We start from the raw sequence: 20,325 nt of genomic DNA, 5'->3' as shown, positions 1-20,325 counted from the left end.
TTGAAGAAAACAAATGTTATCCTATTTTGGATGGCGTAGCATAGGCTTTTACCATCTATTTATTAACCCATCCATGTGCGCCTTTTTCTTTAACCCAAATGCGTCATTAGACCACAATGTTTCCAGTACTTTTGTTTTTGTGTTGTTTCCTAACATCTATTATTTTCTTGTAGACACTTTGCTTGTCGTATTCTTTTGGCGTAGTGCACTACACCAAAAGAACAAAACTAAGATACCTACAAGCAAATAAAAGATGGACTGGAGCCATGAAAACAACATCAAACAGATGATAAGCGGTCAACCCGCCGATTTTGGTTAAAACATGAATCATACAAAGACACTAAAGCAACTAAACGCTGAGATATATTCTCACGCCAAAAGAAGAAGACAAACCTCATCACCCTTACCCCTCTCCATTATATACTCTTTCCATGCCTTCCTCTTCCTTACCCTCTCCAATTCTATACACATCACGCCCTTCTCATCATCTTAATTTGCCCCTTCTTCTCTCGCAATCCTTAACTTCTCTCATTATCTTGCCCAAGTTCAAAAAAAATAATTATCTTTGCACATTCAATCATTTTTACCTTATGAGAAAAGCTTCAATTGTGTTTTGCGCTTTGACCCTCAGTGTTGGTGCTTTTGCCCAACAGGCCAAGGACGATTTTAAGAAAGACAGACTCATGTCTGCCGGTAATTATTGGGCCTATCCCGGTCCGCAAAAGGCGCAAACGCCTGCGCCAAAAGGTTACAAACCGTTTTATATTAGTCACTATGGCAGACACGGGTCGCGCTATCTCATCGGTACAAAAGACTACGACACCACTTACTTCACGCTCGCCAAGGCCGACAGTTTGGGCAAACTCACACCGCTAGGTAAAGCCACCATGGGCAAACTGAAGCTGATACGCGAAGAAGCAATGCTGCGCGATGGCGAACTAACACAACGCGGAGCCGAACAACACAAGGGCATTGCACGCCGCATGTATCAAAACTTTCCCGAAGTTTTTGCCGGACGAACAACCATCGATGCCAAAAGCACAACCGTTATTCGCTGCATCCTTTCCATGGAAAATGCATTGCAACAGCTGCTGTTGCTTAACCCACAATTGATTGTTAAGCACGATGCCAGCATGCACGACATGTATTATATGAATCAAACAGACGATAGTTTGCGTGCAAGAAAAATGCGTGGCGCTGCAAAAGATGCTTACCTTGCTTTTGCGAAGAAACACGAAATGCACGACAGAGTGATGAATTCGCTCTTCAACGATGCCGAATACTGGAAGAACAATATAAACGCTAACGAATTTAACCGCATGCTTATTAAGGTGGCCAACAATGTGCAAAGCACCGAATTGCGCCATAAGTTGCAGCTGCTCGACCTCTTTACGGTTGACGAACTTTACGAAAACTGGCTCGTTGGCAATGCTCGTTGGTATATTATGTATGGTCCTTCGCCCCTCAATGGTGGCACTCAGCCATACAGTCAGCGCAACTTACTGCGCAACATCATCACGCAAGCCGATAGCTGTATTAAGCTTGCTAGTCCTGGTGCCACACTGCGCTATGGCCACGACACAATGGTAATGCCCCTTGTTTGCTTACTCAACCTCAACCAAAACGGCCGACAGATTGCCGACTTGGAACAACTAGCACCCCAGAATTGGCTAGATTATAAGATTTTCCCCATGGCCTCAAACCTCCAATTTGTGTTCTATCGCAAGAATGCTGCCGACAAAGATGTGCTCTTTAAGGTGATGCTTAACGAGAACGAGGCCACATTGCCCCTCAAAGCCGTTAGCGGTCCGTATTATCGCTGGAGCGACTTCCGCGATTTCTACCTCAAGAAAATAGACGCCTACAAAGAATAAATGCACGACGAAGCCTTTTTTGTAGCCAAACTAACACTGCGCCACATCAAACCCACGGCCACTCGCCTGCTTATTGTTCGCGAGATGATGCGAGGCGACGAAACCGTTTCGCTCCCCGAGCTGGAACGTCTTCTGCCCACTATAGACAAAAGCACCATCTCGCGAACACTTTCGCTTTTCTTGCTCCACAGACTCATTCACGCCATCGACGATGGGTCGGGCGCACTCAAATACGCCGTATGTGCCGACGATTGCGATTGCACTGTGCAAGATGAGCACACGCACTTTTACTGCGAACATTGCCACCGCACTTTCTGCCTCAAACAATTGTCGGTGCCTGTGGTGCCTCTACCCGATGGCTTTCTCCTCAATAGCGTTAATTATGTACTAAAGGGATTATGCCCAGAGTGTACAAGAAAGGAGTCTGAGGTTAGGTGTAAAGTAATAAAGTAAGGAGTAAGTAGTAAGGAGTTGAGGAGTTGAGGAGGAAGAAGGAGTAGGTAAGAAGTAGTAGGTAGTAAGGAGTAAGGAAATGAGTAGTAAGGAGTAAGTAAGAAGGAGTAAGGAGATGAGTGTAAGGAGTAAGGAGTAAGTAGTAAAGCCGAATGAATACGCGGCGTTATCCATTCTTTCACCTTTCACCCTTAAACCCTTAAACGCCCTTTCATCCTTTCACCCTTAAACGCCCTTTCACCCTTAAACGTCCTTTCATCCTTTCACCTTTAAACGTCCTTTCACCTTTAAAAGCTATTGGGTTAGACATTTTATTAAATAACAAACAATGGAACAACAAACAACCAAAGCCGCCATTATTTATGGTGTTAACGACCGCCCACCGTTGCAAGAAACTCTTTTTGCGGCCATTCAGCACCTATTAGCCATCTTTGTGGCCATCATCACCCCACCGTTAATCATTTCCAAGGCCCTACACATGGACCTAGCCACCACGGGTTTTCTGGTGTCGATGGCCCTCTTCGTGTCGGGCGTTTCCACCTTTATACAATGCCGTAAGTTCGGACCTGTGGGCTGCGGATTGCTTTGTGTACAAGGCACAAGCTTCTCGTTCATCGGTCCAATCATCGCCATCGGTCAGGCTGGTGGTTTGTCGCTCATCTTCGGAGCCTGCATAGCTGCAGCGCCAGTAGAGATGGCTGTTAGCTATTCGTTTAAATACCTGCGTCGCATCATCACCCCCTTGGTAAGTGGCATTGTGGTGATGCTCATTGGTTTGAGTCTTGTTAAGGCTGGCGTTATGGCTTGTGGAGGCGGCGACCCCGCGGCCGAAGATTTTGGTACGCCACGCAACCTCATCGTTGCAGCCACGGTTTTGGCCAGCGTCATCGCACTCAACTGCAGCAACAACAAATATATCCGCATGAGTTCTATCGTGCTAGGCGTGGTTGTGGGTTACATCTTGGCCCTTTGCATGGGCATGGTCGACTTTGGAAGTTTCAACGCCAGCAACGTGGAAGCATTCTATGTGCCCATACCTTTTAAGATGGGTGTAGATTTCAACGTGTCGTCTATCATTGCCGTGGCATTGGTTTACCTCGTTACAGCCATCGAAGCCACAGGCGACGTAACGGCCAACTCGATGGTTTCGGGCGAGCCTGTTGATGGCGAAGTGTATGTAAAACGCGTTTCGGGCGGTGTGTTCGCCGATGGCCTCAACTCACTTTTGGCTGGCATCTTCTCATCGTTCCCCAACTCCATCTTCGCTCAAAACAACGGTATCATCCAGCTAACGGGCGTTGCTAGTCGCTATGTGGGCTACTTCATTGCAGCCATGTTGGTGGTGTTGGGCCTCTTCCCCATCGTGGGCATTGTGTTCTCGCTGATGCCATCGCCTGTATTAGGTGGCGCCACGCTTCTCATGTTCGGTACTGTAGCCGCTGCGGGTGTTCGCATCGTGGCAAGTCAGAAGCTCGACCGCAAGGCGGTGTTGGTTATTGCAGCCAGTTTAGCATTGGGTATGGGCGTTGAATTGATGCCCACCATCCTCCAGCAATTGCCCCAAAGCGTGCAAACCATCTTCTCTTCGGGTATCACCACTGGCGGTTTAACTGCCATTGTGGCCAACGCGCTGCTTAATAGGAAGTGATTTTAGTTGGGGAGTTTTTGAGTTGGGGAGTTGGTGAGTTTCTGAGTTAATGAGTTTAGGGTGAGCATACAATCTGCTTACCAACTCGAAAACTCATAAACTCAAAAACTCCCCAACTCAAAAACTCATAAACTCATAAACTTACCAACTCATAAACTCAACAACTCATAAACTCACCAACTCATAAACTCAAAAACTCACCAACTCATAACCCCACCAACTCACACATGGATAAGTTAAAAACACGCATCCTTCAAGACGGCAAATGCTATGAAGGCGGCATTTTAAAAGTGGATAGTTTTATCAATCACCAGATGGACCCCAATTTAATGATGGAAGTGGCTAAAGAATTTAGCCAACATTTTGGTGATGCCCACATCAATAAGATTGTAACCATCGAAGCCAGTGGTATCGCTCCCGCCATCTTGGTGGGCTACATCATGCAATTGCCCGTGGTGTTTATCAAGAAAAAAGAGCCAAAAACAATGGAGAACATGCTCACATCGGTGGTGCACTCATTTACCAAAGACCGCAGTTACACGGTGTGTATCTCGGCCGACTACCTTACCCTGCACGACCATGTGTTGTTTATCGACGATTTCTTGGCTAATGGCAATGCCTCGATGGGCGTAATCGACCTTTGCAAACAGGCTGGCGCACACCTCGAGGGCATGGGCTTTATCATCGAGAAAGCGTTCCAAAAAGGAGGCGAGCTACTGCGCCAACACGGCATTCGCTATAAGGCTTTGGCCACGGTAGAGAGTCTTGAGAACTGCGAAATCAAACTCAGATAACTCCCTTTCTCATCGTCTTTGCCCCAAAGACAAACATTTAGCTCCACCGCCAGAGCCATTTTTTTACAAGCAGATGCCCCAGTTATCCTTTACAATTAGGGATAACTGGGGCATTATATTTTAACCCAAATCTGTCATTAGCGATAAGGCACGAGTCAAGAAAAGCCCCTCATAGCCTATACACACTACCATGTACGCCTATTTCATTTATTTTCCAAACGATTTGAGTTGGTCCCAGATAGAAGCATGCGCTTGTTCATATTCATTCAGCGCCTTACGCATCTTATTTTCACCAATAAGTGATATTTCTGCAGCCTTATCGTAGTCGTTACCTCCATAACGCTTCATTTGCACCTGCACCGCGATATCAGGTTTAGAGATAATGATTTGTTGTCGGGTATTTTGTTCAAGCATGATAGAAATCGTACGCGAGAGCAGCGTCATATAGTTCAGCCCCAATCCTTCTTGGTAGTCCATAATGCGTTTAACGATGGCAGCAGGCAACGACTTCGCCAGAGTTTTCTTATCGATAATATCGCTCATAAGCTTTTCTTCCTTATAGTCGTGTGTGCTCACATTAACCCCAACCAGCAAGTCGCCTTTCACTCTAGCCACCCTATTAAGTGGCAAACCATTAACCAGTCCACCATCCACAAGAAGCATTTCACCTTTTCGCACAGGATTGAAAAACAGCGGTATCGAAATACTAGAGCGTACAGCCTCGTATAAGCTTCCTTTCTTAAAAACCACCTCCTTACCACTGTTCCAATCAGTAGCAACAGCGGCATAAGGAATGGGCAAATCCTCAATATTTACATCGGGTACAATTTCTTTTAGAGCATCCATCACCTTTTCGCCCTTTACCAGGTGGTTCAAGCTAAAAGAGAAATCCACTAAAGAGAGAATTTTCTTTTTGTCTAGTTGCACCATCCATTCCTTCACCTCTGCCAATTTTCCAGCGGCATACATAGCTCCAATCAAAGCCCCCATTGAGCAACCAGCTATAGAGGTTATACAATAGCCTCTACGTTCCAGCTCTTCAATAGCACCGATGTGAGCCAAACCGCGCGCACCTCCGCTCGACAAAACCAATGCAACATTTTTCTTCATAGGTTATTCTAATTTTATATTCACTCGATGGTTTATAGGTATCTGTTAATTAGATACTTAGCGCAAATTATTGCCATACTAAGACACCAACGCAATGTTATAACCACCGCGAACAAAGTTACAGAAAAATTCTTTCTGCCAAACTTTTTTGGCGCATTTATGCTATGCACCATTGATAAACAAGCAAGTAGCACCTCCAGAAAAAGAAAATATAAACTAAGCTCCACAAAGTAAGAGGCATACTTCATGAAGCTAAAAGCATTTTATTCACGCTGTGTCAATCGTTGAGTTTAACCCCAATTGGTTATTCAATCGCCAGCACAGGCCAAGAACCAATTGGGGTTAAACATTAAAAAGGCTTACACCTTTTCGCCGTAGCACAAGTCGCCAGCATCTCCAAATCCAGGAACGATATATTTATGTTCGTTCAAACAAGGGTCGATGGCAGCACACCAAATAGTGGTTTTGTCTTCGGGGAACGTTTTACGGATATGCTCAATACCCTCGGGCGAAGCAATCACGCAAGCCACATGGATGCGTTTAGGAGTGCCCTTAGTTAAAAAAGCCTTATATCCCAGTTCCATCGAACCACCAGTAGCCAGCATCGGGTCGGCAATAATCAGGTTTTTACCCTCGATGCTAGGTGTAGCCAAATACTCCACATGTATGCCCACCTTCGTATGTTGTTCGTCAACATATTCGCGATAAGCCGACACAAAAGCATTACCCGCATGGTCGAAGATATTCAAAAAACCATTATGGAAAGGCAATCCCGCACGGAAGATAGTTGCCAGCACAATTTTATCTGTTGGCACTTCCACACTGGCCACCCCCAAAGGCGTAGTAATATCGCGCGCCTCATAGTCTAAGGTCTTGCTAATTTCGTAAGCCTCCAATTCACCAATACGTTGAATGTTATTGCGAAAGAGCAGCCGATTTTTTTGATAATCCACATCGCGGATTTCGGCAAGATACTGATTTACAATCGAATTGTGTTCACTAAAATTTACTATCTTCATCATCGTAAGAATATGTTATAGGTCTGTTTCTAAAAATCTCAGCATCGCGATAGCCGTTTAACGGCCCATACGCCTTAGGTGTCTGCACACAGCAAGGCAGACAAACACCTGGTTTGTCCGCCTGCGGTATCTTGTTAACTCGTAAACGTGTCAACTCATGAACTCGTCATCTCATGAACGCAAAAGTTCAATAACACAAGAACTAAAGAATGCATAAGCTCACGAACTCAAAATTAATGCCATGCAAAAGTATTAAATTCCCGCTTATTTTTGTAATGTGCAAATAGCAAAAGGCGCAACACACCCTGTTTTTTATATTCTTTAACCTAAAAAGGAAAGCACAAATGTATTTTTCTCCTTGCGCGCTTGGTGGTTCTTAACGATTTTGCTAACTTTGCGCTGTACACCAAGAAGGCGTGTGCTTAGTCTAAGGATAAAATTCACACTTAAACATATTTAAGAAAAATGGCAAAGTTTGACAAGTCAGTACTAGAAAAGTACGGAATTAAAGGAACAACAGAAGTTGTTTACAACCCTTCTTATGAAGTGTTGTTCGAAGAAGAGACCAAAGAAGGCCTCGTAGGTTTTGAAAAAGGCCAAGTTACCGAACTTGGTGCTGTTAACGTAATGACTGGTGTTTACACTGGCCGTTCGCCTAAAGACAAGTTTATCGTTGACGATGAAACATCACACAACACTGTATGGTGGACCACCGACGAATATAAGAACGACAACCACCCCGCTAGCAAAGAAGCTTGGGAAACTGTTAACAAACTGGCTAAGGAAGAACTTTCTAACAAACGCCTCTTCGTTGTAGACGGTTTCTGCGGTGCCAACAAAGACACTCGTATGAAAATCCGCTTCATCGTTGAAGTTGCATGGCAAGCTCACTTCGTTACCAACATGTTTATCAAACCCGTAAACCAAGAAGAATTGGACCAAGAGCCCGACTTCATCGTTTACAACGCTTCTAAAGCTAAGGTTGAAAACTACAAAGAACTGGGCCTTAACTCAGAAACAGCTGTTGTATTCAACGTAACAACCAAAGAGCAAGTTATCCTTAACACCTGGTATGGTGGCGAAATGAAGAAAGGTATGTTCTCTATGATGAACTACTACTTGCCCCTCAAAGGCATCGCTTCTATGCACTGCTCGGCCAACACCGACCTCAATGGCGAAAACACAGCCATCTTCTTCGGTCTTTCTGGTACTGGTAAAACCACTCTTTCTACCGATCCTAAGCGTTTGCTCATCGGCGACGACGAACACGGATGGGACGACAATGGCGTGTTCAACTTCGAAGGTGGTTGCTACGCTAAGGTTATCAACCTCGACAAAGAAAGCGAACCCGATATCTACGGCGCTATCCGTCGCGACGCTCTGCTCGAAAACGTTACTGTAGACGCTAACGGCAAAATCGATTTCACCGATGGCAGCACAACCGAGAACACGCGCGTGTCTTACCCCATCGACCACATCAAGAACATCGTTCGCCCCATCTCGGCTGGTCCCGCTGCTAAGCAAGTTATCTTCCTCAGCGCAGACGCCTTTGGTGTTCTTCCTCCCGTTTCTATCCTCAGCCCCGAACAAACCAAGTACTACTTCCTTTCGGGCTTCACCGCTAAGCTTGCAGGTACCGAACGCGGTATCACCGAGCCTACACCTACCTTCTCGGCTTGTTTCGGCCAGGCGTTCCTCGAACTCCACCCCACCAAGTATGCTGAAGAATTGGTAAAGAAGATGGAGAAGAACGGTGCTAAGGCTTACCTCGTTAACACTGGCTGGAACGGTACTGGCAAACGCATCTCTATTAAGGATACTCGTGGCATTATCGATGCTATCCTTAGCGGTGCTATCAACAGCGTTCCCACCAAGAAGTTGCCTATCTTCGACTTCGAAATTCCTACTGTTCTCGAAGGCGTTGCTACCAACATCCTCGATCCTCGCGACACTTACGCTGACGCAGCTCAGTGGGACGAGAAGGCTAAGGACTTGGCTGGCCGCTTCATCAAGAACTTCAAGAAGTACGAAGGCAACGAAGCTGGTAAGGCTCTCGTAGCTGCTGGTCCGAAGTTGTAAATCACTGAAAGCATAACAACAACGTTGTTATCACATATCTTAAAAGCTCGCTCCACGCTGGGGCGAGCCTTTTTTGTGCGCTTATGGCTGCTGCGTGAGGCTTTTCCCTTATGGTGGCCCGGCTGTTAAGCTGTTGAGGGGTGCATTTCGCGGTTTTTACGTGGCTGCTCCCTCGCAATGCTTCACTCGCGCCTCTCCACTTTTGCCGGCTTGCTTAAAAAGGCGATTTGCGTTCTGTTTGTAGGCTTCATGCCTACTTCGAACATATACTTCCATAAGTGCTTACAAGCGCGCCTCAAGCCAATAAAAAAGCCCTTAAACAATGTATACCGCCGAATAAGTGCTGCTTCTAACTTTGCGCTTTAACCCTTTAAGGGCGCGATGTTGAGCCATCAGGCTTGCGAAAATGTAAAATATTTGCACCAACTTTTAACATCATGAGTGCCCCCTCCATAAAATTTCGGGCACTTGGGCGAAAATTCTCGCGTATTTTTAAAGTTTATAACACACTGGTTTACTAGCACTTACACGAAATAAGTGCTTAAAAGTGGCCTTTTAAGCCCATTTTGGGGATAAGAGGCACAATTTAGTGCCTAGCCAAATACCAGCAAACGGCGTTGCGCCAATTAGGGGCAATTTGCCTATAAAACGGCCTTAAAAAGGGGGTTTTCATGGGTTTTTGCTGCGTTTTGTAGGAGATAGCATTGCATTTAGCACGAGTTAGCATTGCATTTAGCACGAGTTAGCACTGCGTTTTGTAGGAGATAGCATTGCGTTTTGCACGAGTTAGCAATGCATTTTGGTGCTAAATGCAATGCGTTTTGATGCTAAATGCGTTGCAAAAGCAAGGGTTTTGGCCATCATTTTTTGTGGTTTCGGATGCAGATTTGGCTCAAATTTTCTTCAAATAGAAATGCAAAAGCATAGTAAATGGCAAAAATCGGAGAGGAGAAGCACCCGAAGTTGGCCGCCGTTTTTACCATTCTGCTGCATTTTATATAGGTTTTGCAAGGTAATTTCTTCTAGAATGGTTCGCCAAAAAGTTGCGATTTGTAAAATATATTTACCACCTTATAGTCAAAAAACAAATGTTTTTTTAGGATATTAAGACTTCCCTTATCTCTGTATTATGAAAACAAAGCAATGTTCACAACAACTGGAAACATTGCACAAGGTTCAGCAGCACAAGGAATAATCGGCCTATACACTGAATATAACCTGCATACTGATGTTGGCCAATGGCAGAGATGTCAATCGCATATTATATTCTTTAATAGCAGTAAATAAAGGAGGCATAAAGTATAGAACCCACAAAAGTTTTGGTAATCAGAAACTAAACGCCATCACATAAATTGCTGATGTAACCTTTTTGAGGCATAACTGCTGTTAGTGACAAACAAATGTGGCAGAAATTCAGATTTATCACTTCGTACATGAAAAGGTGTACCTATCTTGGTTTAGCAGCACAAAGACAATAAACCACCCTCAATATATACAACATAAAAAATCAATACGTTTTCCATTCATGGTAATTGAGCAATAACGCTCTTAGTAGAAAATCCGCGATTTCCTATTGTCTTTCTGAAACAAAATGCTATCTTTGCGTCAAATCATTAGCCTTTTAAATGCTAGGCTTAGAATGAAGTACGTGTTCCAAGTGAAGATGATACGCTTAAATAGAAAAAAGTTAAAGTATTTTAGGCTGTTTAATCATTGAGAAACAAATATATGTCGAAAAAGAATCAGTCCAACAGACTAACAACCCAACAAAAGGAGTCGAAAGGAGTTGTCGGTATTTTCGGAGAAGAAGCGAAGACACACGACATGACTGTCGGTGAGGTTTCTCGTCTTGCCCTTAATAAGCTTCAAGAAGAGTTCCCGCAATTGGAATTTCGATTTAGAACGAGCATCAAGAAAGAACGTTTTCGTTAAGCCAAATGAACAATGTCGAGCTTGCTCGAACATTGTCATGGCGAGAAAACGCACTTTTCACGAAACGGAAAAGAAGAGATTAACGAAGCTTTAAAGAAAATTGACCCGGAATTGGGGCAAACGCTTTTCGTTCCAAATTCAAGTATTATCCCTGATGGGGGAATTGTAGAAGTGAAAGACGATAATGGAGACTGGAGGGTTGTATTGGTTTGTGAGGCAAAGCATCAGGGAAAGGATATTGAAAACATCAAGGCAGGCAAACTTGTTGGGAAAAAGGACAACCAAGATATTATGGCTGCAGGTAATGCCATTGAGAGGTCTCATAAGAACATTGCTGAATTTGCCAATCTGATGTTGACAGAGTTGCACTTTCCTTATGTGCTATTCTTGGGAGGGTCGAATTTCCTTACAGAGACCATTTCTGTTAAACGTCCTGACGGAAGAGTTGTTACACTCGAATACAATTCGGGAATGCTGAACAGGCTGGACAGACTGACCGCAGCCAACTACGGCATGCCTATCAATACAAACTTGTGCAAAAACAAGTTCATCAAATATAAAGACAAGACTATCATGCTTCAAGCAACATCCATTTACGCGCAGGGAAACGGAGAAAGATGGAATAATGAGAAGATGCTCGAAATCATGCTTGATATTTCAAGAACTTCTTTGAAAATGTTGGGTAGCGACTTATTTAAGCAGCTAACCCAGAAAAAGTAATTTAAACAGATATTGAAGTATGGCAAGAAAAGCTACAAACGAGTTACTGCAAAAGGCGAAAAAGCAAAAGAATGATGAGTTCTATACACAGCTTGCCGACATAGAAAGCGAGTTGCAGCATTATGAAAGTCATTTTAAAGGCAAAGTGGTGTATTGCAATTGTGATGACCCACACATCAGCAACTTTTTCAGATATTTTGTTTCTCGTTTCAAGAAGTTGGGACTCAAGAAAGTTATTGCAGCCTGTTATAAGGAACAGCATGTGGACTTGTTTGAAACAAAAGAAAACAATCATGGATTTTTCTTTGAATACACAGGAACAGAACTTACTGGCACCGACCCAAAGACAGCCAACATCGTTTACTTCAAGGGAGACGGCGACTTTCGCAGTCATGAAAGCATAGCCTTGCTTAAACAATCAGATATAATTGTTACCAATCCGCCCTTTTCCTTGTTTCGAGAGTATGTGGCACAATTAATGAGATACGACAAGAAATTTCTTATTATCGGGAACATCAACGCCATTACATATAAAGAAATCTTCAAGCTCATTCAAGACAATAAGGCATGGCTTGGAGTTAATCTTGGCAGAGGTATTTCTGGATTTATCGTGCCAGCACATTATGAACTCTACGGAACAGAAACAAAGATAAACGAATTAGGGGAAAGGATTATTTCTCCCAATAATTGCTTGTGGCTTACGAATCTGGATAACTTCATACGGCATGAAGATATTTTGCTAACTAAAAGTTATATCGGATACGAACAAGAATATCCTAAATACGATAATTATGATGGTATCAATGTCAATAGAACAAAGGACATTCCACAAGATTATTGCGGATATATGGGAGTGCCGATAACATTTCTACATAAGTTTAACCCGCATCAATTTGAGATAATAAAATTCAGAAAGGGAAACGATGATAAAGACTTATCAATAAACGGGAAGTGCCCTTATTTCAGGATTATTATCAAAAACAAACATGTCAATCCTAAAATCAAGCGCTTGGCTGATAAATATCAATCAGTGTCATTGAAGTAATCTTGACTTTTTCATCTTTCTTATCTGCTTGAGAAAAATTAGTATGAATACGATATACTGCGTATCAAACCTATTAAATAGGCTTCAATACGAACCTATTCACTCATTGGCGGGTTTACATTTATTGAGGCCTTTATAGCCTCAGCAATATCCACCACGGAGGGCAGAGGTGAAACTACTGTCCAAATCCAGGCAGTACATGTCTAAGTAAGACTTGTAAGATTACAAAATAGTCACAACAACAACCCTCAACAACATGGCAAAACGTGAATATATAGAAGCCAACAAACGATGGCTGGAAGAGAAAAAGAAAGAAGAAGGCGTGAAAGGCCTGGAGAAAGGCGTGATGTATAAGGTGATTAAGCAAGGCGAAGGGAGCGGCGCAAGCCCCTCGCCACGAAGCATCGTAACAGTGCATTACACGGGGCGAACCATCAATGGGCGTAAATTCGACTCGAGCCTGGGTGGCGCGCCCCTTGCTTGCCGACTGTGCGACCTTATTGAGGGCTGGATAATTGCCCTGCAACAGATGCATGTGGGCGACAAATGGGAACTGTATTTGCCGGCCGATGTGGCTTATGGCAAGTTTTCGCAACCGGGAATACCTGGTGGGTCGACGCTGGTGTTTGAAGTGGAGCTGTTGGGCGTGGGCTAAATGCTTGCCAAACATGCAGTCTAGTTGCAAAAAGAAGATAAAAACCGAGGCGAGTGAAGCGCTAATGGCTGTTTACACTGGGAAGTGATGAGCAACGCGCGCTGCAACAACGCCGTTGTCACATCACTAAAAGGCTTGCCCTGGCTTGGGTAAGCCTTTTATTTGTGTTGGTACACCTTATATATATAAGGGCAACGCCACGTTGGGGCTTAACCCTCGCCAAGGGCACACCTTGCACCTAGCCACATGTGTCACAGCTTAAGTTGAGCAACAAAGGGAGTAAGCGCGTTATTGGGTTAGTGTTGAGGGGCGTTGGGTTATTCTTTATTAACAGAAAAACTTTAGTATTGAAAGGTCTTTTCATTTTCTCGTAGTAAGTTTGCAGCAGAAATCAAACAATAAATCCAAAAGAAATCTGTATGAATAATCTTCTTAACAACCCAGAACACACCGACAGCAAGCAGCGACTAACACTAGCCCGACAACACCTCATCAAGGCATTCGCGCCCTTGCTCTCTACTCAACACCCTGGAAAGCAAAGGTGGATTGGCACCAAAACCGACCTACTGGAGATGGTACACCTGGCCTATACCTTCTCTTATGTGCGCGACGACCAAGGACGCCCCGCCACCTTTCTATGGATGGTGCAACGCGCCTGCGACAACTTTTTGCTCTCCATGCCCCGAAACCCCAGCGCCTTTGTGGGCAAAGCCATGCAACGAAAAAACACGAAACAGGCTCCACTACTAGAACGATATTGCCATCTGCTTTACGAACGAGGAATAACCCAACCGTTGCATACATGGATGGCGGTGTGAGGTTGTGAGGTTGTGAGTTTTTGAGTTGGTGAGGATTTGTGTTTTTGAGTTGATGAGGTTGTGAGTTGATGAGTTGATGAGGATTTGAGTTTTTGAGTTTTTGAGTTGATGAGTTGGTGAGTTGGTGAGTTTACGTATTCGTTAGCTTAGAGACTTATAAACGCTGAAACTTGTCAACACAAACAAAACCCACACAACCAAAAAAAATAAAACAACGTCCCACACAACCAAAAAACTCATGAACCCAAAAACTTATAAACTCAAAACAAAGTCCACACAACCCAAAAACTCATCAACTTATAAACCCAAATCCTCATAAACTCAAAAACTCAATAACTCAATAACTCAAATCCTCATAAACTCATAAACTCAATAACTCAATAACCCAAATCCTCATAAACTCATAAACTCAATAACTCAAATCCTCATAAACTCAAAAACAGAACCTCACCAACTAATAAACTCAAAACAACATGAACCTTAACCAAGCATTGACACCGCATTTCACCCTCGAAGAGTTTGTACGTTCGGGTGTAGCAATACGCCATAACATTGCGAATACCCCGTCAACCCACGTAGTGAACAACCTTCGCCTACTCTGTGAGCACGTATTAGAACCCTTACGCCACCGTTTTGGTGTGATACGCATAACAAGTGGCTACCGTTGCGAAGAACTTAACAACCTAGTGGGGGGCAAACCCAATTCGCAACACCTACTGGGACAAGCGGCCGACATACACCTCTCTAATAAAGAGGTGGCCATGAAGATGTATCACTTCGTGGCCGAACGACTGGACTACGACCAGTTGCTGTTTGAACATCGGCAAAGCGACGGCGCAAACTGGCTGCATGTGTCGTATAATGCAGATGGCAATCGCAAAAACCAATCAGAAATAAATGTTTAGGCACACATCGCGCCCACAACACAACCGCAACACACTAAGGGCGAGTTGGGAAAAAGCAAACGCTTACCCAACTCGCCCTTTAGCATTGGTCAAAGCTTACGCCTTTATACGCCCAAGCACACCGCCATATAGCCCTTAAGTTGGGCTTAAACCCAAATTGAGTGTTAGACCAACTATCACCTATATTATATTGTTTATATTGCTTACAGTTCGTCTATCGCGGGTTTGTAGGTTTCTTACCTCTCTTACTCTTTGGGCCTAGTGCACTGCGGCGTCAAGAAAAAGACAGGCAATGTGCACAACAACGCGCAGGGTAGGCACAGACTATAACGACAGATTTGGTTTAAAATCAAGGTCTTACAAAAGCTACACCAAACACTATCCTCATCACTACACCACCATAACTTGACAAGGGCACCTAGATTTAGTAACTTTGCAAACGTAATCAGTAAGCAACCACACCATCGCCCACCAAGAGGCAGAAAGAGGAAGCGCGATGTCGACTAGCGCAAAACGTACTTTCCCCCACCCTAAAAGGGCGAAACGGATGGCCATTACCGATACAACGAAAACATTATTAATCAAAAAAACTTTTAAACAACAAACAATTATGGCAGTAATGTATAAACTTCGTCAAGAGAAGAATCCCAAGAGCAAGTTCAAAGGTCAATGGTATGCACGCGCCATCGCCATCGAGACAGTAGACACGGCAACCATTGCCAACATCATGCAGCAAAACTGCACGGTGAAGAAAGCAGACATCTTGGCAGTTATCGCCGAACTTATTGACGTGCTGAAAGACCAATTGCAAAACTCGAAGAGCGTTCGTCTCGATGGTCTGGGCACATTCCGCATTGGCATCAAAACCAAACCCGCCCTCACAGCCGAAGACTTCAACGTCACTAAGAATGTTGTGGGCACGCACGTGCTCTTCCGTCCGCAGGCTAAGGTAAACAAAGACAAGACTCGCAACAAGGCCTTGCTAGATGGTTGCCGCGTGCAAGAACTGCCTCTCAACATGATTGAGAAGAAAAAGAAAAAGAATAACACCCCAGTTCCAACACCTGGACATTAATAAGGGTAAAAAGGTGAAAGGGTGACAAAGGCTAACACCAACTATTCGTTTGGCTTATCCGTTTGCTTAACGCCTTTCAGCCCTCGCCACCCTCTCACCCTTTCACCTTTAAAACCCCTCCATCCTTTAACCCTTAAAAGCCTTTTCACCTTTAAAAGATTTCAAAGCACAATGAACACCCAGAAACTATCCACCTTCAAGTTAATCATCAAAGTAATTGCCGCCATTGCCACAGCCGTGCTTGGCGTGATTGCAGGCAAAGGATTGGGCGATGAAGATTAGTCGCGAGCAGCGAGAGGTGATACTCTTCGTCCTCAAATCCATCGCCCTACTAGCCACCACCGTTGCCATGTTCAGTTGCAGTTGGCTATTGGGTTAGCCTCAACTTCAACAAACACACGCTCGTTAACGCGGGTTGGGACAAGTTCCTAACCCGCGTTTTCTTTGGATTGCCCATCTTAGAAAGAGTTGCAAGCAACTATAAAAGACCAATTAAACCAATCAAACTCTGGGTGAAGAAACGAAAAACCCCAAGACCATCACGTCTCGGGGCATTATCTTCGTTACAATTAGAACTAGCGTTTAGCGTTAGCCGTCCATACTTTATTATCTTTAGTATATAAGATGGTCAATGAAGAAGCATCAATTCTAACGAAATGTAGCCCTTCTTTCAAATCGATGTTCACCAAAGTGTGGTCGCCATCTTTCTTGAAACGAACCCCTTTCAAGTCGGGTATGCCATCTGAAAATCTAAAATAGTATTCGCCACCAGCTTTCACAACCGTAACAGAACCATTATCTGCACTTTTCTTGCCATCAGCATCCGTATAAGAGATATGGCCTTTGTATGTTCCAACAAAAAGGTCGTTATCTGCAGGGTCGTCGTTCTTACTACAAGATACACTAGAGATGGCCACAATAATTAGACAAATGAGAGCGGTTAAGCTTAGAATTTTTTTCATATTTGATAAATTTAAAATGATTAAAACGTATGTTTAATTTCTGTATTAAACAAGATTCTGCCACAAAATTACAGTATAAATACGACAAAAACAAGTTTTAAATGTTTTACTTTTATATATATCATAATAATTAACACAAACAAGACACACAACCCGCACCAATTTATTACACCTTAAAAATAGATGTGACGAGTGGCAGAAAAGAAGAAAAGAGAAATGCAATGGCGAGTTATGGCGTTATCGTGCAGGGCACAAAGCACAGGCGCAGAACAAGTAATCACCATTTTTAGGTATTGCCAAAGACGCGCAATTGTAGTAACTTTGACACCTTATTTACATTACTTATATTATTTGTATTCATGATAACTTTTAAGAGAGCTATTATGCTTTGCACCCTTGCCACCCTGTTTTGTGGGGCAATGGCGCAGAACATTGTGTCGGGCATTGTGCTAGACTCAGAAACAAAAGAACCGCTCATAGGTGCCGTTATTGCTAAACCCAACGGAGAAAAAACCGTTTCGGACATGAACGGAGAATTTAAGATTAACGCCAAACAAGGCGATAAACTCAATGTTACCTATGTGGGCTATGAAAACAAAGAGGTAAACATTGCCAATACACAACAAAACACTGTGGTGGCGCTCACTAAAGGCGTTATGCTCAAAGAAGTGAACGTGGTGGCTAGTATTGCCAGTGCACGAAACAAAAAGGCTATTGGCGCAGATGTGGCTCACCTTGATGCCACGAAACTGCTAGACAAGGGACAGGCCTCGAACCTTAGCGACCTGCTCGATGGACGGGTTAGCGGTATGCAGATGTTTCAAAGCAATGGTAAGGTGGGTATGCCCATCCGCTTTAACGTGCGTAGTGGTGCAACACTGAGCATGGACCGCGACCCCATTGTGTACATCGATGGCGTGAGATATAACAACTCGCACACATCGGACATCAACACAGCGCAAGACGCAATGAGCGCATTGAACGACCTACCCATGGACGACATCGCATCAATAGACATCATTAAGGGTCCGGCAGCAGCAGCCTCGTATGGTGCGGAGGCCGCAAACGGCGTTATCGTGATAACCACCAAAAGACAAAGCACAGCCAATGCTGAACGCGGAAAGCTATCGGCTTCGGCCAAAGTGTCGGTGGGATGGAGCACTAAGGCTAGAGAATACACCCAGTTTGTGAACAACACCGACATCAACAACTTCTTTGTTACGGGGCATAACGCCAGTGCCTACGCCAGTTTTACCAAGAACTTTGCACCAGGCAACCAATTGTTTTTCTCGCTTAACGAAAACCATACAGGCGGAATTGTGCCAGGAAACAAAGATGTGCGCCACGCATTGCGCGCCGCATACGACCTAAAACAAGGAGCTTTCGCACTGAACTTTGCTGTGGGATATGTAAACGGAAACATTAGCATACCGCAAACAGCACAAGGAAGAAACGATGCTATCTGGAACCTGATGCGTGCACAAAAACCATGGGGATATGTTTCGGAACGCACTTGGCGCGCCATGAAATGGAAATACGACAACGACCGACTGACAGCCTCGCTGCGTTTGGCTTATGTGCTGCCCTACGATATCAAACTGGAAACGCAAATGGGTATGGACCTTAACCACATCGAAGGACTGTATTCGCTACCCTATGGCTACCTGCTGGGTACTAACGACGAGGGCGCAAAGACACTTTCGAACCGTCGTAACCAAAATATTACATGGGACTGGAAAGCTAGTAGACAGTTTGAACTAGCACCAAAATGGCACTTAACAGCAACGCTGCTGTCGCAAATAGTACAGCGACGCGAAACAATGAACAAAACCATTGCTTCGATTTTCCCTGCCGACATTGACAACATCGCAGCAGCAGCACAACGCTCGGTGGAGGAAACAAGCTTTGAACAACGCACCTGGGGTGTGTATGGCGAAGCCTTTTTGAACTACGACAACCACCTATTTGTGAACGCCGGTTTGCGAAGAGATGCCTCGAACCTTATCGGTCGCAATGTGGCTAGCATTTATTACCCCTCGTTAAGCGTGGCATATAACATGGGGAATGCCAAGGTGCGCACCGCTTACGGTGAGTCGGGCCGTCTGCCCTACCCCACAGATGCCTTCACCTACTACCAGGTTAAAGGCATGTCGGCCTATGGTCCGCTGCTTGTTCCTGGACAAAAAGGAAACGACAACATCCGTCCCGAACGCATGCGAGAGATAGAAGCCGGACTAGACTGGACGCCAGCACGCCACCAACTAGGACTAACGGCCTATGCCCAACTTACCACAGACGCCATTATCTACACGCCCCTACTAAGCAGTAACGGATGGATTGGCAACGAACCACATAACGTGGGAAGGGTAAACGGCTGGGGAGTGGAACTAAGCTGGAACTGGAAAGCATGGCAAAACGCAGCCAAAACGGCCGACCTGAATATCTTTGTTACGGCTAACTATCAAGGCAACCGCGTAATGGACACGGGCGGTGTGGACATTGAGAACCTACCAAACGTGCTGAAAGAGGGGCAACCCGCTTACGCCTTCTATTATAAAGAGGTGACAGGAGCAAAATACGACGCCACGGGTAAATACATTGGCGCAAGCGAAAGCGACGAATATCATTACCTGGGTAAACCCTTCCCCGACTTTAATGGCGCCTTTGGGTTTGAACTTCGACTGCTTTCGAACCTCACATTGAGCACCAAATTTAACTGGGCTCTTGGCGCATCGGTGTATAACCAGAGTTTCTATAACACGGCAGGACTGGGCGATAACCTGAAAAAACGCGAAGACTTACGCGCACAACTGGCCGCCGAAACAATTGGAACAGAAGCCTATCGCAACGTGGCCGAACAGTTGGCACGCACCGAAAGAAGCAGAGCTAACTACGTGGAGAAAGCCGATTTCCTGCGTATGTCGTCTATTTCGCTGGGCTATAACGCCAATGCATTGGCTCAACGCCTAACAAAAGGAGCAGTGAAGGGCGCCAAACTGCTGTTTACAGCCCAAAACCTGCTACTCTTTACCAATTATAGCGGTATTGAACCACAGGTGGAAGCCAACGGCGGAACGCGCCAAACACGTGGAATGGGTAGTTTGTCGCGCGACGTAACCAATGCGCCTTCGGCAAAAACATTTACAGGTACGTTACAAATAGAATTTTAAGAAGAGAAAGAAGCCTAACCCCCATCCCCTCTTCAAAGGGCCAGGGGGGCGTGATGTGCTTGATGA

At 44.6% G+C, this 20,325-nt stretch carries 15 protein-coding genes and 1 pseudogene; 13 read left to right on the top strand and 3 right to left on the bottom strand.

Annotation, left to right across the window (positions count from 1 at the left end; all coding sequences use genetic code 11):
• Window positions 1–590: 590 nt before the first annotated feature.
• The 4 genes from QME03_RS03600 to xpt all read left to right on the top strand — a co-directional run bounded on the left by QME03_RS03600 (window position 591) and on the right by xpt (window position 4,769).
• Window positions 591–1,874 (top strand): histidine-type phosphatase, encoded by a 1,284-nt coding sequence (locus tag QME03_RS03600; protein ID WP_025817474.1) that lies wholly within the window; start codon window positions 591–593, stop codon window positions 1,872–1,874.
• Window positions 1,875–2,327, top strand: coding sequence for a Fur family transcriptional regulator (locus QME03_RS03595; protein WP_281723498.1), 453 nt, complete (start codon window positions 1,875–1,877; stop codon window positions 2,325–2,327).
• A 328-nt stretch (window positions 2,328–2,655) separates the two neighbouring features.
• Window positions 2,656–3,975: a nucleobase:cation symporter-2 family protein gene (locus tag QME03_RS03590; RefSeq protein ID WP_281723497.1), complete on the top strand. Its 1,320-nt coding sequence runs from the start codon at window positions 2,656–2,658 to the stop codon at window positions 3,973–3,975.
• 227 nt (window positions 3,976–4,202) lie between these two features.
• Complete coding sequence (xpt, locus tag QME03_RS03585; RefSeq protein ID WP_273263482.1) at window positions 4,203–4,769, top strand: xanthine phosphoribosyltransferase; 567 nt, start codon at window positions 4,203–4,205, stop codon at window positions 4,767–4,769.
• 207 nt (window positions 4,770–4,976) lie between these two features.
• Here the strand turns inward: xpt and QME03_RS03580 are convergent, their stop codons facing one another.
• Window positions 4,977–5,879 carry a patatin-like phospholipase family protein gene (locus QME03_RS03580; RefSeq protein ID WP_025817469.1) on the bottom strand — a complete coding sequence of 301 codons (903 nt, stop codon included), beginning with the start codon at window positions 5,877–5,879 and terminating at the stop codon, window positions 4,977–4,979.
• 359 nt (window positions 5,880–6,238) lie between these two features.
• Window positions 6,239–6,898, bottom strand: a complete 660-nt coding sequence (upp, locus tag QME03_RS03575; protein WP_025817466.1) for a uracil phosphoribosyltransferase — start codon at window positions 6,896–6,898, stop codon at window positions 6,239–6,241.
• A gap of 465 nt (window positions 6,899–7,363) precedes the next feature.
• Between upp and pckA the strand changes: the two genes are divergently transcribed.
• The 8 genes and pseudogenes from pckA to QME03_RS03530 all read left to right on the top strand — a co-directional run bounded on the left by pckA (window position 7,364) and on the right by QME03_RS03530 (window position 16,409).
• Window positions 7,364–8,977, top strand: a complete 1,614-nt coding sequence (pckA, locus tag QME03_RS03570; RefSeq protein WP_281723496.1) for a phosphoenolpyruvate carboxykinase (ATP) — start codon at window positions 7,364–7,366, stop codon at window positions 8,975–8,977.
• Between the two features lie 1,728 nt (window positions 8,978–10,705).
• Window positions 10,706–11,629 (top strand): annotated as a pseudogene (locus QME03_RS03560) (EcoRI family type II restriction endonuclease).
• A gap of 19 nt (window positions 11,630–11,648) precedes the next feature.
• On the top strand, window positions 11,649–12,674 hold the full coding sequence (locus tag QME03_RS03555; protein ID WP_281723493.1) for an adenine-specific methyltransferase EcoRI family protein: 1,026 nt from the start codon (window positions 11,649–11,651) through the stop codon (window positions 12,672–12,674).
• A 256-nt stretch (window positions 12,675–12,930) separates the two neighbouring features.
• On the top strand, window positions 12,931–13,329 hold the full coding sequence (locus QME03_RS03550) for an FKBP-type peptidyl-prolyl cis-trans isomerase (RefSeq protein WP_025817158.1): 399 nt from the start codon (window positions 12,931–12,933) through the stop codon (window positions 13,327–13,329).
• 419 nt (window positions 13,330–13,748) lie between these two features.
• Window positions 13,749–14,147, top strand: a complete 399-nt coding sequence (locus QME03_RS03545) for a hypothetical protein (protein WP_281723492.1) — start codon at window positions 13,749–13,751, stop codon at window positions 14,145–14,147.
• A 473-nt stretch (window positions 14,148–14,620) separates the two neighbouring features.
• Complete coding sequence (locus QME03_RS03540; protein ID WP_025817160.1) at window positions 14,621–15,052, top strand: D-Ala-D-Ala carboxypeptidase family metallohydrolase; 432 nt, start codon at window positions 14,621–14,623, stop codon at window positions 15,050–15,052.
• Between the two features lie 610 nt (window positions 15,053–15,662).
• The gene (locus tag QME03_RS03535; RefSeq protein WP_025817161.1) at window positions 15,663–16,127 is read left to right on the top strand and encodes an HU family DNA-binding protein; all 465 of its coding nucleotides are present in this window, start codon (window positions 15,663–15,665) and stop codon (window positions 16,125–16,127) included.
• A 171-nt stretch (window positions 16,128–16,298) separates the two neighbouring features.
• A complete protein-coding gene (locus tag QME03_RS03530; protein ID WP_156932255.1) occupies window positions 16,299–16,409 on the top strand; it encodes a smalltalk protein in 111 nt (36 codons plus the stop codon).
• Between the two features lie 293 nt (window positions 16,410–16,702).
• Here QME03_RS03530 and QME03_RS03525 read toward each other — a convergent pair whose 3' ends face one another.
• Window positions 16,703–17,089, bottom strand: a complete 387-nt coding sequence (locus tag QME03_RS03525) for a hypothetical protein (protein WP_273113516.1) — start codon at window positions 17,087–17,089, stop codon at window positions 16,703–16,705.
• Between the two features lie 359 nt (window positions 17,090–17,448).
• On the opposite strand from QME03_RS03525, the gene QME03_RS03520 reads away from it, so the two are divergent.
• Complete coding sequence (locus QME03_RS03520; protein WP_281723491.1) at window positions 17,449–20,259, top strand: TonB-dependent receptor domain-containing protein; 2,811 nt, start codon at window positions 17,449–17,451, stop codon at window positions 20,257–20,259.
• Window positions 20,260–20,325: the final 66 nt, after the last annotated feature.

This window comes from Hoylesella shahii (assembly GCF_937990675.1).
Lineage (GTDB): Bacteria > Bacteroidota > Bacteroidia > Bacteroidales > Bacteroidaceae > Prevotella > Prevotella shahii.
Note: the sequence above shows the minus strand (reverse complement) of the source record. Positions and strands in the feature narration are given on the sequence as shown.

What these genes read in the sequence shown, in the direction of transcription:
- QME03_RS03580 (WP_025817469.1), bottom strand. Translation starts at nt 5,879, where the DNA reads ATGAAGAAAAATGTTGCATTGGTTTTGTCGAGCGGAGGTGCGCGCGGT.
- xpt (WP_273263482.1), top strand. Translation starts at nt 4,203, where the DNA reads ATGGATAAGTTAAAAACACGCATCCTTCAAGACGGCAAATGCTATGAA.
- QME03_RS03540 (WP_025817160.1), top strand. Translation starts at nt 14,621, where the DNA reads ATGAACCTTAACCAAGCATTGACACCGCATTTCACCCTCGAAGAGTTT.
- QME03_RS03600 (WP_025817474.1), top strand. Translation starts at nt 591, where the DNA reads ATGAGAAAAGCTTCAATTGTGTTTTGCGCTTTGACCCTCAGTGTTGGT.
- QME03_RS03535 (WP_025817161.1), top strand. Translation starts at nt 15,663, where the DNA reads ATGGCAGTAATGTATAAACTTCGTCAAGAGAAGAATCCCAAGAGCAAG.
- pckA (WP_281723496.1), top strand. Translation starts at nt 7,364, where the DNA reads ATGGCAAAGTTTGACAAGTCAGTACTAGAAAAGTACGGAATTAAAGGA.
- QME03_RS03590 (WP_281723497.1), top strand. Translation starts at nt 2,656, where the DNA reads ATGGAACAACAAACAACCAAAGCCGCCATTATTTATGGTGTTAACGAC.
- QME03_RS03555 (WP_281723493.1), top strand. Translation starts at nt 11,649, where the DNA reads ATGGCAAGAAAAGCTACAAACGAGTTACTGCAAAAGGCGAAAAAGCAA.
- upp (WP_025817466.1), bottom strand. Translation starts at nt 6,898, where the DNA reads ATGAAGATAGTAAATTTTAGTGAACACAATTCGATTGTAAATCAGTAT.
- QME03_RS03550 (WP_025817158.1), top strand. Translation starts at nt 12,931, where the DNA reads ATGGCAAAACGTGAATATATAGAAGCCAACAAACGATGGCTGGAAGAG.
- QME03_RS03530 (WP_156932255.1), top strand. Translation starts at nt 16,299, where the DNA reads ATGAACACCCAGAAACTATCCACCTTCAAGTTAATCATCAAAGTAATT.
- QME03_RS03545 (WP_281723492.1), top strand. Translation starts at nt 13,749, where the DNA reads ATGAATAATCTTCTTAACAACCCAGAACACACCGACAGCAAGCAGCGA.
- QME03_RS03595 (WP_281723498.1), top strand. Translation starts at nt 1,875, where the DNA reads ATGCACGACGAAGCCTTTTTTGTAGCCAAACTAACACTGCGCCACATC.
- QME03_RS03520 (WP_281723491.1), top strand. Translation starts at nt 17,449, where the DNA reads ATGATAACTTTTAAGAGAGCTATTATGCTTTGCACCCTTGCCACCCTG.
- QME03_RS03525 (WP_273113516.1), bottom strand. Translation starts at nt 17,089, where the DNA reads ATGAAAAAAATTCTAAGCTTAACCGCTCTCATTTGTCTAATTATTGTG.